Genomic DNA, 15,808 nt, shown 5'->3' with positions numbered 1-15,808 from the left:
CGACATCAGGCATATAATTTGCTTATGTTTGGCGCTCACGCGCCCTGTCGTGGATGGCGCATTGCGCCGGCGAATAAGGTGTTAAGCCCCTGCCATGAAACCATCGCTAGTCCTGAGAATGGGCCAGCAGCTGACGATGACACCTCAGCTGCAACAGGCCATCCGCCTGCTCCAATTGTCGACCCTGGACCTGCAACAGGAAATCCAGGAGGCCCTGGAGTCCAATCCGATGCTCGAACGCCAGGAAGAAGGCGACGACTTCGATAATGCAGACCCGCTGGCCGACAACATCGAGCAAAAACCCAACTCCGACGTGCAGGAACCCTCCTACCAGGAAACCGCCCCAACGGTGGATAACCTTGAGGAAGGCGAATGGAACGAACGCATCCCCAACGATCTTCCCGTGGATACCGCGTGGGAAGACGTTTACCAGACCAGCGCCAGCAGCCTGCCCAGCAATGATGATGACGAATGGGATTTCACCACCCGCACGTCCGCTGGCGAAAGCCTGCAAAGCCATTTGTTGTGGCAACTTAACCTCGCGCCGATGTCCGACACCGATCGCCTGATCGCTGTCACTCTGATCGACTGCATCAATAACCAGGGCTACCTGGACGAAACCCTTGATGAAATCCTCGAGGCCTTCGACCCGGAGCTGGACATCGAGCTGGACGAAATCGAAGCCGTCCTTCACCGCATTCAACAGTTTGAGCCCGCCGGCATCGGCGCTCGCACCCTCAGCGAGTGCCTGCTGCTGCAATTGCGTCAACTGCCCGCCAAGACGCTTTGGCTCGCAGAGGCCCAGCGCCTGGTCACCGACTACATCGACCTGCTGGGCAGCCGCGACTACAGCCAACTGATGCGCCGCATGAAGCTCAAGGAAGACGACCTGCGCCAGGTCATCGAGCTGGTACAGAGCCTCAATCCGCGCCCCGGCTCGCAAATCGAGTCCAGCGAAGCCGAATACGTCGTTCCCGACGTGATCGTGCGCAAGGACAACGAGCGCTGGCTGGTGGAGCTTAACCAGGAATCAGTGCCACGCTTGCGCGTCAACCCGCAATACGCAGGCTTTGTGCGCCGCGCCGACACCAGTGCCGATAACACTTTCATGCGCAACCAGTTGCAGGAAGCGCGCTGGTTCATCAAGAGCCTGCAAAGCCGCAATGAAACCCTGATGAAAGTGGCCACCCAAATCGTCGAGCACCAGCGCGGCTTCCTGGAATATGGCGACGAGGCAATGAAACCGTTGGTGCTGCATGACATCGCCGAGGCGGTGGGCATGCACGAATCAACGATCTCCCGGGTGACCACGCAGAAGTTCATGCATACCCCACGGGGTATTTATGAGTTGAAATACTTTTTCTCCAGCCATGTCAGCACCTCCGAAGGCGGCGAATGCTCGTCCACGGCGATCCGCGCGATCATCAAAAAACTGGTTGCTGCGGAAAATCAGAAAAAGCCGTTGAGTGACAGCAAGATCGCTGGTTTACTGGAGGCACAAGGCATTCAGGTCGCCCGTCGAACCGTCGCCAAGTACCGCGAGTCCCTCGGGATCGCGCCTTCCAGCGAGCGTAAGCGTTTGATGTGACGGGCGGGCCATAGCGTTCCAGTGGCAGGCGTTTTGCCTGCCGCTTTATGCACTGGCAACGAAGGAGAAGCTGTATGCAAGTCAACATCAGTGGACACCAACTGGAAGTTACCAAGCCCCTGCGTGAGTACACCGAGAGCAAGCTGAACAAGCTTGCGGGGCATTTTGACAAGATCACCAACGTGCAGGTCATCATGGAGGTCGACAAGCTCAAGCAAAAAATCGAGGCCACCCTGCACGTACCGAATGCGAAGCTCGTCGCCAATGCGGAGCATGAAGACATGTACGCAGCGATTGACTCGCTCTACGACAAGCTGGACCGCCAACTCATAAAGCATAAGGAAAAGTATCTGCACCTGATGCAAGGTACAGGTCGTTAACTCTCCCCCATGATCCAACTTGAAACCATCCTGACCCCCGGCCGTTCACTCGTGAACGCGCCGGGCGGCAGCAAGAAGAAAGCCCTCGAACACATCGCCAACCTGATCAGCCGTGAAGTGCCTGAGCTGGATGAGCAAGTTGTGTTCAAGGCCCTGATTGACCGTGAAAAGCTGGGTTCGACCGGTTTTGGTAACGGCATCGCCATTCCTCACTGCCGCCTTGAAGGCTGTACTTCTCCCGTAAGTGCACTTTTACACCTGCAAGAAAAAATCGATTTTGATGCCATCGACGGCGCCCCGGTCGACCTGCTGTTCGTTCTGCTGGTCCCACAAGCTGCTACCGATGCACACCTGGAATTGCTCCGGCAGATCGCCAGCATGCTCGACCGCAAGGAAGTACGCGACAAACTGCGCAGTGCCAGCAGCAACGAGGCGCTCTATCAGGTTGTCCTGGATGAACAAAACAGGCAGTAATCATGCGTTTGATCATCGTCAGCGGCCGTTCCGGCTCGGGTAAAAGCACCGCACTCAATGTCCTTGAAGACAATGGCTTCTATTGCATCGACAACCTGCCCGCCGGCCTGCTGCCGGAGCTGGCCGAGCGTGCGCTGATTCACACTGAGTTGGCGCAGCCGCTGGTTGCCGTTTCAATTGATGCACGTAATCTCCCCAGCCACCTCTCGCGATTTCCTGAATTGCTCGAAGAAGTGCGGGCCAAGCACATCCATTGCGACGTGCTGTACCTGGATGCCGACGAAGAGACGCTGCTCAAGCGCTTCTCTGAAACCCGTCGACGTCACCCTCTGAGCAGCCCTCACCGCTCGCTGGCCGAGGCCATTGAGGACGAGACCACGCTGCTGGGGCCGATCATCGACCTCGCCGATCTCAAGATCAACACCACCGGCCTGAACTTGTATCAGTTGCGCGACGCCATCAAACTACGCCTGCTGAATCAACCAGAGCCTGGCACGGCATTTCTCGTCGAGTCGTTTGGCTTTAAACGAGGCATGCCGGTCGATGCCGACCTGGTGTTCGATGTTCGCTGCCTGCCCAACCCTTACTGGAAGCCGGAGCTGCGTGATCAGTCGGGGCTGGATCAGCCGGTGGCCGAGTACCTGGCTGCGCAACCGGATGTCGAAGAGATGTTCCAGGACATTTCCAGCTACCTGCTCAAATGGTTACCACGTTTTGCCGCGAGTAATCGTGCCTATGTCACCATCGCCATCGGCTGCACCGGCGGCCATCACCGTTCTGTCTACCTGACTGAACGCCTGGGCCAGGTGCTGCAACAAACCCTCAAGAACGTCCAGGTTCGCCACCGCGACCTTAGCTGAAAGGAACACCTGTTCGATGCCCGCTCTGGAAATTGAAATCATCAACAAGCTGGGCCTGCACGCTCGCGCTTCCGCCAAATTCGTCGGTGTGGCCGGGCAGTTCCCTTGCCAGATCCGGGCCGGGCGCACTCCTGAATCCATGGTCGACGGCAAGAGCATCATGGCCATGATGATGCTGGCTGCCGGCAAGGGCACCAAGATTCACTTGAAGACTGAAGGCGAGCAAGAACAGGAAGCGATGGACGCGCTGGTAAAGCTGATCAATAACTTCTTTGACGAAGGCGAATAACCACGTCCAGGCATCGGCTCGCTGGCGGGACGCCCTCAAGTCTTGCCGTCACCGGGCGGACGCCACCGTTGCCAAGCCTGGCTTGTAATAATGGGCCGAGGTTTATCCCAGAGCAGTATCCATCACCATCATCAAGCAGAACCCGATGCACAGTCCCAGGCTGGCAAGCTTTTCGTGACCATTGCGGCGCGATTCGGGAATCACTTCGTGCGTCACCACCAGCAACATCGCCCCAGCTGCGAGTGCGAGCCCCAGCGGCAACAAAATTTCCGCAAGGCTCACCAGCCAGGCACATAGCACCGCAAATATGGGTTCGACCAACCCTGACGCAGCGCCGATCAGGAACGCTTTGATCCGCGACATCCCTGCCCCGGCCAAGACCAGCGCAATCACTAAACCTTCCGGAACATCCTGCAGGGCGATGCCCATGGCCAGGCTGTCGGCATCCGGCATGCCGCCACCCGCCGAGACACCTACGGCCATGCCCTCCGGAATGTTGTGGGCAATGATGGCAAACACGAACAACCAAATGCGCGGTGGAATCACCGGTTTGTCCGGCGTGCCCACTAGCATTTCCGGGCTGGCGCCGGACACCTTGCGGTCAACCAGGTACAACCCGAACGCACCGAGCATGATGCCGAAGCTGATCAAACCACTGGCTCCCCAAGGCGATAGCCCAAGGCCTTCAGCGGCCGCAATACCAGGCACGATCAGCGAAAAGGCCGTCGCCGCCAACATCACACCGGCGCCAAATCCCAGCAAGGTATCGCTGAGCGCTACCGGCATCCGGCGAATCACCAGCACCGGGACTGCGCCCAGTGCCGTGCCAAGCGCGCAGATCGCCCCGCCCTGTAAGGCGCGCAGGATGCGCGGTTCAAGATCCAGCCAGGCCAGCCCGTGGGCCACCAGCAATGCAGTACCTGCCAATAGCAGCAGCGAACCAAACGCATAACGAAACATTCGTCCGCTGCTGATCGCCAGTGTTTCAGTGCCCATAGTCGGCCTTAGATCTTGTTATTGGATGAATATCAGGCCACGGCGGCCTGGTAGCGTGCGGCGACTTCCGGCCAGTTGATGACGCTGTAGAAGGCGTTGATGTATTCCGGGCGGCGGTTCTGGTAGAGCAGGTAGTAAGCGTGCTCCCAGACGTCCAGACCGAGGATCGGCGTGTTGCCGTTCATCAGTGGGCTGTCCTGGTTGCCGCTGCTTTCGACCACCAGAGTTTTTTGCGGCGTGACGCTCAACCAGGCCCAGCCGCTGCCGAATCGGGTCAAGGCCGCCTTGGTGAAAGCGTCCTTGAAACTGTCGAAACCGCCCAGTTGCGTCTCGATCGCTGTGCCTAGCGCGCCCTCAGGTTTGCCACCGCCTTTGGGAGACATCACCGCCCAGAACAACGAATGGTTAGCGTGACCGCCACCTTGGTTAATCACCGCTGCGCGTAGTTTTTCCGGCAGTTGTTGGACGCTGGAGACCAGCTTTTCAACCGGCCAGCCCGCAAACTCGGTGCCCTCGACCGCCGCATTCAGATTGTTGATGTAGGTCTGGTGATGCTTGGTGTAGTGGATTTCCATGGTCTGCGCATCGATATGCGGCTCCAGGGCATCATAGGCGTAGGGCAAGGCAGGCAAGGTGTAGGACATATCAATGTGCTCCGTAATAGGGACTGTTGCGGGTCGACGCTTGCGGTTGCGCCGCAGTGCCACCCAGCAAGCGATGGGTCCGCGGGTACTCGCCGTGATCACTGATGAAGTTCAACAGTTCGACGTAGGTCTTGCTGCTCTGGCGCAGCGCCGCCTCGCGCAATTGCGGGCTCAGGCGCGGGTCCTGCATGGTCTGCAACAGGCGTTGATGGATAGCGCACAGGTATTCCGCACTTTCCTCAGGCTGGTTCAGGCGCAGGTGCAAGTCCGCCAGGTTGTGATGGGAGATGACGCAAGCCGCCACTGCTTCGTCGGCATCCGCCCAGCGCTCGAATAACACTTGAGCCAGGGCCAGGGCTTGCAAATAGGCCTCGCGAGCGTCAACCAATTCGCCCTGCATAAAACAGCGATTGGCTCGTTCGATCGTGCGTTTCCAGTGCTCCATGGTGAGCCTCCAAAGCAGAGTCGGTGATTACACGCCGCCGGCCGTGAGCTTTTCCGGATCCAGCAGGATCTCGAGTTGGCTACGTGACAAGTCGGTGTGCTCGAGGGCGACATCAATTACCGGACGGCCTTGCTGGTAGGCCTTCTTGGCAATTTCAGCGGCTTTTTGGTAACCAATGATCGGGTTGAGGGCCGTGACCAGAATCGGGTTGCGCGACAGCGCTTCCTTGAGCTTGGCCTCGTTGACTTTGAAGCTGGCGATAGCCTTGTCCGCCAGCAATCGGCTGGAATTAGCCAGCAGTTCGAGGCTGCTGAGCAGGTTTTGGGCAATGATCGGCAGCATCACGTTGAGTTCAAAGTTGCCGGACTGACCCGCAACAGTGATCACGGTGTCATTGCCAATGACTTGCGCAGCAACCATCGCAGTCGCTTCGGGGATCACCGGATTGACCTTGCCAGGCATGATCGAAGAGCCCGGCTGCAAGCCCTCCAGTTCAATTTCACCCAGGCCCGCGAGCGGTCCGGAGTTCATCCAGCGCAAATCGTTGGCAATTTTCATCAGCGAGACGGCGGTGGCTTTCAGCTGGCCGGAGACGGCCACAGCGGTGTCCTGGGAGCCAATCAACGCGAACAGGTTCTTGCCCGGTGTGAATTTCACGCCGGTCAGGGTGCTCAGTTGCTGGCTGAAACGCGCGGCGAATTCCGGGTGTGCGTTGATCCCGGTGCCGACCGCCGTGCCGCCCTGGGCCAGGGCTTGCAAGCTCGGCAGCAAGTCCTGCAAGTGACCGATATTGGCTTTGAGTTGTTGCGCCCAGCCGTTGAGCACTTGGCTCATGCGCACCGGCATGGCGTCCATCAAGTGGGTGCGGCCGGTTTTGATAAACGGATGGACCTCCTCGGCCTTGTGTTCGATCACCTGCACCAGGTGCAGCAAGGCCGGCAGCGTTTGCTCGTGCAACACCAATGCGGCGCTGACGTGAATGGTGGTCGGGATAATGTCGTTGCTGCTTTGGCCGCAGTTCACGTGGTCGTTGGGGTTGACCGCTTCGCCCAACAAACGGCTGGCGAGGGTCGCAATCACTTCGTTGGCGTTCATGTTGGAGCTGGTGCCGGAACCGGTCTGGAAGATATCCACCGGAAAGTGCGGCATGTAATCACCTTCCAGCAAACCCTGAGCGGCGTCGACAATGGCTTTGCCTTGCGCTTCGCTGATCTGCTTGAGGTCGACGTTGACCTTGGCGGCGGCGGCCTTGGCCAAAATCAGGGCGCGAATGAATTGCGCCGGCATACGCTGGTTGCTGATTGGGAAATTGTTCACCGCGCGCTGAGTTTGCGCGCCATACAAGGCCCCGGCAGGCACTTGCAGTTCGCCCATGCTGTCGCGTTCGATACGGGTGTTACTCATCGGAAGATCCTTGCACCAGGTCAGAAACGGAAATGGAGGGCAGCAATTCGCAGGTCGCCAATTGCCAGGCAAAGGTCTGCCAGCGCTTGAGGCGGCAGGCACAGTGAGAGAGTTTTTCCAGGTCACGCAGCGGGCGCCACGCCTGGTCCAGGCATATGGATCGCCAATGCCAGGGCAAGGCGACATCGCTGGCGGTGTCGATCAACAAACGGAATGATGTTTCAGCGATCGTCCACGGATGGGTCGCGGTGCAGCACGCCAGGTATCGACCCTCATTGAGGTAATGTTCGATCAGGCGAGGTTCATTGGGATCGAGGCCGCAGCGAATCTGACGACTCATCCAGCGCCAGCTTTCCAGGTACGGATCCTCATGCAGGACAGAACTCATGATCCACACTCATTCGGTAATGATATTTATTATTAAATGATATTGAGAATCAAAACAAGGGCGGCACGTGAATCCACCCGTGACGCGGGCATAAAAAAGGCGCGCCATCTGTAGATGGCGCGCCTTTTTGAGACGTTGAGTGTTTAGCTGCCGGCGACGGTCATTCGCTCGATCAACACCGACCCCGTGCGAATATTGCTGCGCAGCTCAAGATCGTTACCGACGGCAACGATTTGCTTGAACATGTCGCGCATGTTGCCGGCGATAGTCACTTCCTGGACGGCGAACTGAATCTCGCCGTTTTCCACCCAGAAACCGGCGGCGCCGCGGGAATAGTCACCCGTGACCATATTCAGGCCACTGCCCATCAATTCGGTCACCAGCAGGCCGCGGCCCATGCGACGCAGCAGCGCAGCCTGGTCCTCGTCGCCATGGGTCACGAACAGGTTATGCACGCCACCGGAGTTGGCCGTGCTCGGCAGCCCCAGCTTGCGACCGGCGTAAGTGCCCAACACGTAGGAGACCAGCTCGCCCTTCTCGACGAACGGCTTGGCATAGGTCGCCAGGCCATCACCGTCGAAGGCGGAACTGCCCATGGCACGCATCAGATGAGGACGCTCATCAATGGTCAGCCACTCAGGGAACAACTTCTGGCCGATTGCGCCCTCAAGGAACGAGGACTTGCGGTACAGATTCCCACCGGAAATCGCCCCCAGGAAGCTGCCAAACAGGCCTCCGGCAAGTTCGGCCGAGAACAGCACCGGCACTTCACACGTCGGCACCGGACGCGCGCCCAAACGGCTCGCCGCGCGCTGCGCAGCGCGCTGACCAATACTGACCGGGTTCGCCAGCAATTCACCCTGGCGGCTTACGTCATACCAATAATCACGCTGCATCTGGCCATCGGCTTCGGCGATCATCACGCAGCTCAAGCTATGGCGAGTAGAAGCGTAACCGCCGATAAAACCGTGACTGTTGCCGTAAACACGGCAACCCTGATGGGTGCTCAAGGTGGTGCCATCAGCATTCTTGATGCGGGGATCGGCATCAAACGCCGCAGCTTCGCAGATCAGCGCCTGCTCGATAGCCTGCTCAGGCGTGATGTCCCAGGCGTGAAAGAGGTCGAAATCCTTCAAGTCCTTGGCCATAAGCGCTTTGTCGGCCAAGCCCGAGCTTTCATCTTCGGACGTGTGCTTGGCAATGGCCAATGCAGCAGCGACAGTTTCGCGAATCGCTTCCGGACCGCTGGCCGACGTACTCGCCGAGCCTTTGCGCTGCCCCGAATACAAGGTGATGCCAAAACCCTGATCGCGATTGAATTCGACAGTTTCCACTTCCCGCTGGCGCACCGACGTCGACAGCCCCTGCTCCAGCGATACGGCCACTTCACAGGCACTTGCACCCTGACGCTTGGCCTCGGCAAGGATCTGCTCGACTTGTTCCTGCAGTGCCGGTAACGCTTGCGGACCGACGCTTTGGGCTGCACTCATGGTTTTCTCCACTCAAATTCTGCTTTCGGTTAAGGCCATCGAGCGACCGGGCCGGACAAGCGGCCCCCGACTGGTTATCATGGCGGCGTTTCTTTGCGGACTGCCACCATGGTTGATTCTTACGACGACTCCCTCGATGGGGAGAAAAGCAAAACCCAGGTCAAACGCGAGCTGCATGCTCTGGTTGACCTTGGCGAGCGCCTTACAACGCTCAAGCCGGATTTGGTTGCAAAACTGCCACTGACCGACGAAATGCGCCGGGCCCTGGCGGATGCGCCCAAGCACACCGCGAATATCGCGCGTAAACGGCACATCATGTTTATCGGCAAATTGATGCGCGATCAGGACACTGACGCCATTCTGACGTTGCTCGATCAACTCGATGCCTCCACTCGCCAGTACAACGAACGTTTCCATAACCTGGAACGTTGGCGTGACCGCCTGATTTCGGGCGATGACGCTGTACTGGAGAAATTCGTGGTGGACTACCCGGACGCGGACCGCCAGCAACTGCGCTCCCTGATCCGTCAGGCCCAGCACGAACTGGCGCAAAACAAGGCTCCGGCCACCAGCCGTAAAATTTTCAAGTACATCCGTGAGCTGGACGAGACTCAACGCGGCCTGCGCTGATCCTCTTCCCCGGGTGGCGTTCTGGGCCACCCGAAGCTCCACCGCTTACGACCCCGTGCCACCCACGGTGATCGCATCAATCTTCAAGGTTGGCTGGCCAACGCCGACCGGCACCGACTGCCCATCCTTGCCGCATGTGCCCACGCCGCTGTCCAGCGACAGGTCGTTACCGACCATCGACACCTTGCTCATGGCTTCCGGCCCGTTACCAATCAACGTCGCCCCTTTGACCGGCGCGGTAATCTTGCCGTCTTCGATCAGGTACGCCTCGCTGGTGGAGAACACAAACTTGCCGCTGGTGATATCCACCTGGCCGCCGCCGAGGTTGGCGCAGTAGATCCCGCGTTTGACCGAGGCGATGATTTCCGCCGGATCGCTTTGGCCACCGAGCATGTAGGTATTGGTCATACGTGGCATCGGCAAGTGCGCGTAGGACTCACGACGGCCGTTACCGGTGCGCGCCACGCCCATCAGGCGAGCATTGAGTTTGTCTTGCATGTAGCCCTTGAGCACACCGTTTTCAATCAGCGTGGTGCACTCGGTCGGCGTGCCTTCGTCATCAACGCTCAACGAACCACGGCGACCCGCCAAGGTGCCGTCGTCGACAATGGTGCACAGTTTGGACGCGACCATCTCGCCCATGCGCCCGCTGTAGGCCGAACTGCCCTTGCGATTGAAGTCGCCTTCCAGGCCGTGGCCCACCGCTTCGTGCAGCAAAACCCCCGACCAGCCCGAACCCAACACCACCGGCAAGGTACCGGCGGGTGCAGGGATGGCTTCCAGGTTAACCAGCGCCTGGCGCAGCGCCTCGCGGGCATAGCCCATGGCGCGGTCGTCAGAAAGGAAATATCGGTAGTCGGTACGCCCGCCGCCGCCATGGCCACCGCGCTCGCGGCGACCATTCTGCTCAACGATCACGCTGACATTAAACCGTACCAACGGCCGTACATCCGCCGCCAGCCCGCCGTCGGTGGACGCTACCAGAATGCGTTCCCACACACCGGCCATGCTCACGGTCACTTGCTGTATGCGTGGGTCGAGGGCACGGGTAGCGGCGTCGATACGCTTGAGCAAATCGACCTTTTCCGCACGGCTGATCACTTCCAGAGGGTTATCCGGCGCGTACAACTGCGCCACATCCTGGGTACTGAACGCCTGCACCGTGCCGTTCTGGCCAGCGCGGGAAATCGAGCGCGCTGCGCGGGCCGCTAGACCCAGCGCTTCAAGAGTGATGGCATTACTGTAGGCAAACCCGGTCTTTTCACCGGATTGCGCACGCACGCCCACGCCCTGGTCAAGGTTGAAACTGCCTTCCTTGACGATGCCGTCTTCGAGGGCCCATGACTCGGAAATCTGCCCCTGGAAATACAGGTCCGCCGCGTCGATGCCTGGCCCGGCTAGGTCGCCGAGCACGGTTTGCAAGCTTTCGATGGTCACGCCACCGGGTGCCAGGAGGTGTTCACTGACTGAGGACAACAACTCGCTCATAGGTTTGGCCTTAAATTCATCGTTCCGAAGCAGGCCGCTGCGCGCCCTGCGAGAAAAAGCGCCGATGGTTGACCACCGGCATGCGCGCCCGTATCGACGCTTGTTCATTGCTATCGCGTTCGGCCAACAACACCGCTTCGCCCTGATCCTGTTGTGTCAGCACGCGCCCCCAAGGGTCGACAATCGCTGCGTGGCCAAAGGTTTCCCGTGGGCCTGGGTGTACGCCGCCTTGGGCAGCTGCCAGCAAGTAACACTGGGTTTCAATGGCTCGCGCCCGAATCAGTACGTCCCAATGTGCAGCGCCCGTCACCGCGGTAAAGGCCGAGGGCGCGGCAATCAATTCAGCCCCGGCCGCGCGCAATTCGCTGTACAGCTCGGGGAACCGCAGGTCGTAGCACACCGTCAGGCCCAATCGCCCCACCGGCGTGTCCGCTACCACCACATTGCTCCCGAAAGCATAGTCGTCAGATTCGCGATAACGACCCCGCGCATCCGCTACATCCACATCGAACAAGTGCAGCTTGTCGTAACGGGCGACGATTTCGCCCTGATCATCGATCAGCAGCGAGCAAGCGTTGGACTTGGCATTGGGTTGGTCCTTGGGCGGCAACGGCAAAGTACCGGCCACTATCCATAAGGTGAGGTCGCGAGCGGTCTGTTTCAACCACGGCAGGATCGGGCCTTCGCCCAAAGCTTCGGCGCGGCCGAGATCGGCTACGTCACGACGGCCCATGGCGGCGAAGTTCTCCGGCAGTACCACCAGCTTCGCGCCGCCCGCCGCCGCTTGCTCCAGCAAGCGCCTGGCCTGGGCCAGGTTGGCCAGAACATCGCTCTGGCTGACCATCTGAATTACCGCAAAGGACATAGGCCGACACTCCGAAAAGGGCATGCGGCCATGCTACTCCACAGCCTCTCAGTTTGGTTTTTCAAATGGCTTGTCGAAGGTGATTTTTGGATCCTTCCATGGCCCTTGCACCTTGTACTGCACGCTGGCGAAACGCGAAACACGATCGCCAATCAACTTGTCGATCAAAAATAGCGCGCCACCAATGGCCGGTGCACCGACAATCAAAGCGGCAATCGGCAGGTTATTGGTCACCGGCAACGTGACCAGCAGCTTGGCGTCGACGCGGTCGGCTACCAGGTCCAGCGTGCCGTTGAGCTCCAGGTTGGTGGAAGGCCCGGTCATGGTGATGGGTTCACGCGTCACGAACACGCCATTGCTGGCCGCGAGCAAGCCTTTGACCCGGTCATAGCTCAAGCCTTTACCAAGCAAGTCCGAGAAGTCCAGACGCAAACGGCGCCCGATGGAGTTGAAATTCAGCAAGCCAAATACCCGCAGAGCCTGCGCGCCACCTTCGACCTCAACGAACTGGCCTTTGCGGAACGCTGCATCCAGGCTACCGGAGAAACGCTTGGGACCGACCCAAGCCGGCGAGCCCGGCCAGCGACCGTCCACATCCAGATGGAAGTCTTCACTGGTTACCGTCGGCGCGAACCCCCAGCCTTTGAGCACATCGGCGATGTTCTTGCCATCCAGGCGTCCTTTGTACCAACTGCTGCTGTCACCCGGCGCGCCTTCCCAACCACCAGCGCCGTTGAGCTGCATGCCTTTGAGGCCAAGGTCCAGATTGTTGAAGGCCAGGCCTTTGGCCGTCGGCCGTACTTTCAGTGACCAGGCGCCCACCAAGTCCGGCCCCTGGAACAGTTGATTGATAGAGATATCCAGTGCTGGAATGTCCTTGGGGTCGACATCCGCCAACGGGTCTGGCGCGTTTTCGTCGGCCTGTGCCTTCGGATCCACCGCCGGCAATTTCACGTACTGCAGGTTGATTGCAATAGGCGCGCCCTTGGCATCCGGAAGGTTCACAGCACCTTTGGCTTGCTGACTGTCGAACTGCAACCCCCATGCGGCCGGTTTGCGGTCAAGTTGCAGGTTGACCTGGTCAAATTGGGTACCAAAACCGCTCAACTTGCCCACCTTGAAATCAGCACCGCTGAGCAGTTGCTTGGCATTGCCGCCCGGGTCATTGCCGGCGTAACGGTCGACCAGTTTTTTCCACGGGTCTATATCCAGCTCCGACAGCACGCCACGAATGCGCAAGCCTTTGGCAGCTGGCAGCACGGCATCACCGTCCCCCAGGAACAACTCCCCGCGACCCTCATTGAATTTGTCCGGAGGCGACGCAAAGGTGAAGCTCGCCAGCTCGCCATAATCGAACCAGTAGCGGCGCTCGGCCCCCTGCAAGGTCATGCGGAACACGCTGTCGCGCCCCTGGCTGGCGGGCATGCCAAACGGTGCGGGCAGATCGACCGCTACGCCTTTCATGTTGGAACTGACCATCAGTTGGCTGTCGGCGCCGTCCAGTGTCACTTGCAATTGGTAGGGGATATCGCCGGACACCGGCAGCGGCTGGCTAATTTTCAACCAGTCCGTCAGGCGCTTGACCGTGACCTGCCCCTTGGCGGTGATACGCGTGCTGATAGTGCCCGGTTTGCCATCGGCAACGATCTGCGCCGTGATCGGACGATCAAACGCCTGGGCGGAGATGTTCTGGCCACTCAGCCCCTTGGTGCTGTCGAAGCGAAAATCGCCCTTGAGCTGGCTCAAGTCCAGAGTCGGCTCGGCCAATTGCAGGCGGGACTTGTCGGTCTGGAAGTCCACCACGATCTTGGGTTCGGTGCCTTTGACCAGCGGAATATCCAGGTCCAGCTTGCCTTGCAGGTCGCCCTCGCCTTTCCAGCCGGCAAACGTCGAGCCAGTGCCGATCGGCGCGTCCTGAAGGATCTTCAAGCCATCCCCCAGGCCACCTGCGAATCCACCGGTGATCAGCAGATGACTGTCTTTACCGGCTGGCGCGTGAGGAATATTGACGTAAACGTCCTTGACCTTGGTGTCGAGCAATTGGCCCTTGCTCGCCAGGATGCGCACGCCGCTCTCCTCGACAAACACTTCACCATTGACCTTGCTCACATGCGGCCAGCCTGGCTGGAACGCCAGTTCGGCATCGTGCACCTTGAAGAACAGGCTGATATTGCGTGCAGCCGGCAGCGCGTCATGGTTCAGCGAACCTTGGTACTGGAAGAAACCTTGGTCAACCGCGCCTTTGAGAATCGCTGTGCGCAACCACTCATCCAGCGATGGGCTCAATACCGCCGGCAAATACTTGGGTGTAAAACGGCCATCGCCATCGACCATGCCGACCCGCAGGTCCATATAGTCTTCCTGGCTATGGTCGAAATGCAGACGAATCAGGAAGTCTGCCGCAACCTTGCCTTCTTCGCCGAGCACCTTGATGTAGGGGGCGATCAGGGTGAAACCTTCTTTATCCAGCTTCCAGGTCAGGCGTGCATTGGCCTGGATGTACTGCCACGGTTTGGCAAAGATCGGGTACAGGTGCAAGGAGAAGTCCTTGCTGTCCATGCGCAACTCACCGTGCCCCAAGTCGCCGCGGATACTGCCGGATACGTTGCGCGCAGCCGGTGCGCCGAAGTAGGCATCAAACCCGATGCGCTCGAGGTTGGCGGCAAAACTGACCTTCTGATCGCTCGTATCCTGGGGACGGAAATCCACCAGCACGTTGCGTAGCATGCCAGTGGCCTTGAGGTGTTCGACGGTTTTGGCAAAGCCTTCCGGCAGGGGCGCCAAGGCATTCAGCAGCGGCGTGATCGGCGTCAGGTCAAGGCGGTCGGCCTGCAGTTTCCAGACTTCCAGATCCTTGTCGGTAGCCAGGCTTTGCTGCAATTGCAGGCGCGACTCCCAGCGCGTTTCACCAATGTTCATCGCCAGCGAGTCAAACAGCACGTTGAGGCCGCTTTCACTGCGTTGCAGGTAAGCCGTAAGGGCAAGGTTTTCGATATGGACCGGCTTGCGGTCGGCGTAGCTGCCTTTGAGCTGGGGTGAGTTCAGACGCGCCACCGCACTTTGCACGGTGCCTTTGGCCCAGGTCAGCCAGAATTCGCCGCCGGCCTTGAACTGCGTGACATTCCATTGCTGGGTCAGCCTGCCGGGTATCCATTTGGCCCAGTCGCTTTGCGGCAGGCTCAGGTAAGCCTGGACTTCACCGTCTTTCCAAGCGCTGGCGCGAATACGGGTACGCAGGTTTACAGCCAGTGGCTGGCCATCCGGCAGGGTCAGGCGCGCATCGAGGCGCTGGCGATTGGCGCCGGTGTGCAGGCTCAGGCCCACGTAAGTCAGGGTCAGCGGCGCCTGGCCGAACGGTTGCAGCGTGACCTGGCTATCGAGCAAGGACACGCGCTTGACCATCTGCATGCGCGTCAGCAACTGCTCAGGGTCCAACGGCTGATCATCTTGCACCGGCAGGCCTTGGAGCGCCCAGTGGCCGTCCTTGTCTTCCTTGACGCTCAACTGTAGCCCGCTGACTTCCAGGTGGGCTATGCGCACTTCGCGGGCCATCAGGCTGGCCCAGATATCCGGCACCACTTCAACCTGGTCCAGGCGCAAGGCACTGCTGCCCTCGCCGACCATCACGTCGTGGGCCAGCAACACAGGAGCGAAACCACTCCAGCGGCCTTCAAGGCTGCCGATTTGCACGGGCATGTCCACCGCAGCCTGAGCCTTGGCTTCGATTTCGGCGCGGTATTCAGCCACCAGCGGGGTCAATTCACGACCCAGGCTCACGTACACCGCAGCCAACACCAGCAGCAAGGCACACAAGCCCAGGCCCCAACGGGTCAAAGCGGCAAAAAAGCGTATCAGACGCTCCATGTC

At 59.6% G+C, this 15,808-nt stretch carries 15 protein-coding genes; 6 read left to right on the top strand and 9 right to left on the bottom strand.

The features are described 5' to 3' along the window. The first annotated feature begins 94 nt into the window (after positions 1–94). The 5 genes from AB5I78_RS05030 (at position 95) to AB5I78_RS05010 (ending at position 3,591) form a co-directional block, all read left to right on the top strand. Entirely contained in the window at positions 95–1,588 is a 1,494-nt protein-coding gene (locus tag AB5I78_RS05030; RefSeq protein ID WP_145165177.1) for an RNA polymerase factor sigma-54, read from the top strand. A gap of 74 nt (positions 1,589–1,662) precedes the next feature. Continuing rightward, complete coding sequence (hpf, locus tag AB5I78_RS05025) at positions 1,663–1,968, top strand: ribosome hibernation-promoting factor, HPF/YfiA family (RefSeq protein ID WP_106578678.1); 306 nt, start codon at positions 1,663–1,665, stop codon at positions 1,966–1,968. Between the two features lie 9 nt (positions 1,969–1,977). Then, positions 1,978–2,442 carry a PTS IIA-like nitrogen regulatory protein PtsN gene (ptsN, locus tag AB5I78_RS05020; protein WP_058419319.1) on the top strand — a complete coding sequence of 155 codons (465 nt, stop codon included), beginning with the start codon at positions 1,978–1,980 and terminating at the stop codon, positions 2,440–2,442. A gap of 2 nt (positions 2,443–2,444) precedes the next feature. Further along, positions 2,445–3,302 (top strand): RNase adapter RapZ, encoded by an 858-nt coding sequence (gene rapZ, locus AB5I78_RS05015; protein ID WP_145165179.1) that lies wholly within the window; start codon positions 2,445–2,447, stop codon positions 3,300–3,302. Positions 3,303–3,318: 16 nt separating this feature from the next. Further along, positions 3,319–3,591, top strand: a complete 273-nt coding sequence (locus AB5I78_RS05010) for an HPr family phosphocarrier protein (RefSeq protein WP_049709983.1) — start codon at positions 3,319–3,321, stop codon at positions 3,589–3,591. A gap of 102 nt (positions 3,592–3,693) precedes the next feature. On the opposite strand, the gene AB5I78_RS05005 is transcribed toward AB5I78_RS05010, so the two are convergent. From AB5I78_RS05005 to pmbA, 6 genes are all read right to left on the bottom strand, one after another. After that, entirely contained in the window at positions 3,694–4,587 is an 894-nt protein-coding gene (locus AB5I78_RS05005) for a ZIP family metal transporter (protein ID WP_145165181.1), read from the bottom strand. Positions 4,588–4,619: 32 nt separating this feature from the next. Further along, a complete protein-coding gene (locus AB5I78_RS05000; protein WP_242194692.1) occupies positions 4,620–5,231 on the bottom strand; it encodes a superoxide dismutase in 612 nt (203 codons plus the stop codon). 1 nt (position 5,232) lies between these two features. After that, entirely contained in the window at positions 5,233–5,676 is a 444-nt protein-coding gene (locus AB5I78_RS04995; protein WP_119736611.1) for a hypothetical protein, read from the bottom strand. A gap of 27 nt (positions 5,677–5,703) precedes the next feature. After that, complete coding sequence (locus AB5I78_RS04990; RefSeq protein WP_145165187.1) at positions 5,704–7,080, bottom strand: lyase family protein; 1,377 nt, start codon at positions 7,078–7,080, stop codon at positions 5,704–5,706. Continuing rightward, on the bottom strand, positions 7,073–7,468 hold the full coding sequence (locus AB5I78_RS04985; RefSeq protein ID WP_369302597.1) for a FagA protein: 396 nt from the start codon (positions 7,466–7,468) through the stop codon (positions 7,073–7,075). The genes AB5I78_RS04990 and AB5I78_RS04985 overlap by 8 nt, the downstream gene beginning before the upstream one ends. 143 nt (positions 7,469–7,611) lie before the next feature. Continuing rightward, entirely contained in the window at positions 7,612–8,958 is a 1,347-nt protein-coding gene (gene pmbA, locus AB5I78_RS04980) for a metalloprotease PmbA (RefSeq protein ID WP_124416442.1), read from the bottom strand. Between the two features lie 108 nt (positions 8,959–9,066). Here pmbA and yjgA point away from each other — a divergent pair, with 108 nt between their 5' ends. Beyond that, positions 9,067–9,588, top strand: a complete 522-nt coding sequence (gene yjgA / locus AB5I78_RS04975; RefSeq protein WP_083360139.1) for a ribosome biogenesis factor YjgA — start codon at positions 9,067–9,069, stop codon at positions 9,586–9,588. A gap of 45 nt (positions 9,589–9,633) precedes the next feature. Here the strand turns inward: yjgA and tldD are convergent, their stop codons facing one another. From tldD to AB5I78_RS04960, 3 genes are read right to left on the bottom strand one after another with little or no spacing between them, the layout of a single operon-like run. Then, positions 9,634–11,076, bottom strand: coding sequence for a metalloprotease TldD (gene tldD / locus AB5I78_RS04970; RefSeq protein WP_145165191.1), 1,443 nt, complete (start codon positions 11,074–11,076; stop codon positions 9,634–9,636). 16 nt (positions 11,077–11,092) lie between these two features. Continuing rightward, positions 11,093–11,941, bottom strand: coding sequence for a carbon-nitrogen hydrolase family protein (locus AB5I78_RS04965; RefSeq protein WP_369302596.1), 849 nt, complete (start codon positions 11,939–11,941; stop codon positions 11,093–11,095). 48 nt (positions 11,942–11,989) lie between these two features. Then, positions 11,990–15,805, bottom strand: a complete 3,816-nt coding sequence (locus AB5I78_RS04960; protein WP_369302595.1) for a YhdP family protein — start codon at positions 15,803–15,805, stop codon at positions 11,990–11,992. Positions 15,806–15,808 lie beyond the last annotated feature (3 nt).

It is taken from the genome of Pseudomonas sp. N2-3-1-14, from assembly GCF_041228395.1.
Classification (GTDB): Bacteria; Pseudomonadota; Gammaproteobacteria; order Pseudomonadales; family Pseudomonadaceae; genus Aquipseudomonas.
The sequence above is the reverse complement of the archived record's forward strand: the minus strand, read 5'-3'. Positions and strand labels throughout refer to the sequence as shown.

Excerpts from the sequence above, each read along its gene's own strand:
- AB5I78_RS05030 (WP_145165177.1), top strand. The coding sequence starts at position 95 with ATGAAACCATCGCTAGTCCTGAGAATGGGCCAGCAGCTGACGATGACA.
- AB5I78_RS05000 (WP_242194692.1), bottom strand. The coding sequence starts at position 5,231 with ATGTCCTACACCTTGCCTGCCTTGCCCTACGCCTATGATGCCCTGGAG.
- AB5I78_RS04990 (WP_145165187.1), bottom strand. The coding sequence starts at position 7,080 with ATGAGTAACACCCGTATCGAACGCGACAGCATGGGCGAACTGCAAGTG.
- AB5I78_RS04965 (WP_369302596.1), bottom strand. The coding sequence starts at position 11,941 with ATGTCCTTTGCGGTAATTCAGATGGTCAGCCAGAGCGATGTTCTGGCC.
- AB5I78_RS04995 (WP_119736611.1), bottom strand. The coding sequence starts at position 5,676 with ATGGAGCACTGGAAACGCACGATCGAACGAGCCAATCGCTGTTTTATG.
- AB5I78_RS05005 (WP_145165181.1), bottom strand. The coding sequence starts at position 4,587 with ATGGGCACTGAAACACTGGCGATCAGCAGCGGACGAATGTTTCGTTAT.
- rapZ (WP_145165179.1), top strand. The coding sequence starts at position 2,445 with ATGCGTTTGATCATCGTCAGCGGCCGTTCCGGCTCGGGTAAAAGCACC.
- AB5I78_RS04985 (WP_369302597.1), bottom strand. The coding sequence starts at position 7,468 with ATGAGTTCTGTCCTGCATGAGGATCCGTACCTGGAAAGCTGGCGCTGG.
- AB5I78_RS05010 (WP_049709983.1), top strand. The coding sequence starts at position 3,319 with ATGCCCGCTCTGGAAATTGAAATCATCAACAAGCTGGGCCTGCACGCT.
- hpf (WP_106578678.1), top strand. The coding sequence starts at position 1,663 with ATGCAAGTCAACATCAGTGGACACCAACTGGAAGTTACCAAGCCCCTG.
- AB5I78_RS04960 (WP_369302595.1), bottom strand. The coding sequence starts at position 15,805 with ATGGAGCGTCTGATACGCTTTTTTGCCGCTTTGACCCGTTGGGGCCTG.
- tldD (WP_145165191.1), bottom strand. The coding sequence starts at position 11,076 with ATGAGCGAGTTGTTGTCCTCAGTCAGTGAACACCTCCTGGCACCCGGT.
- yjgA (WP_083360139.1), top strand. The coding sequence starts at position 9,067 with ATGGTTGATTCTTACGACGACTCCCTCGATGGGGAGAAAAGCAAAACC.
- pmbA (WP_124416442.1), bottom strand. The coding sequence starts at position 8,958 with ATGAGTGCAGCCCAAAGCGTCGGTCCGCAAGCGTTACCGGCACTGCAG.
- ptsN (WP_058419319.1), top strand. The coding sequence starts at position 1,978 with ATGATCCAACTTGAAACCATCCTGACCCCCGGCCGTTCACTCGTGAAC.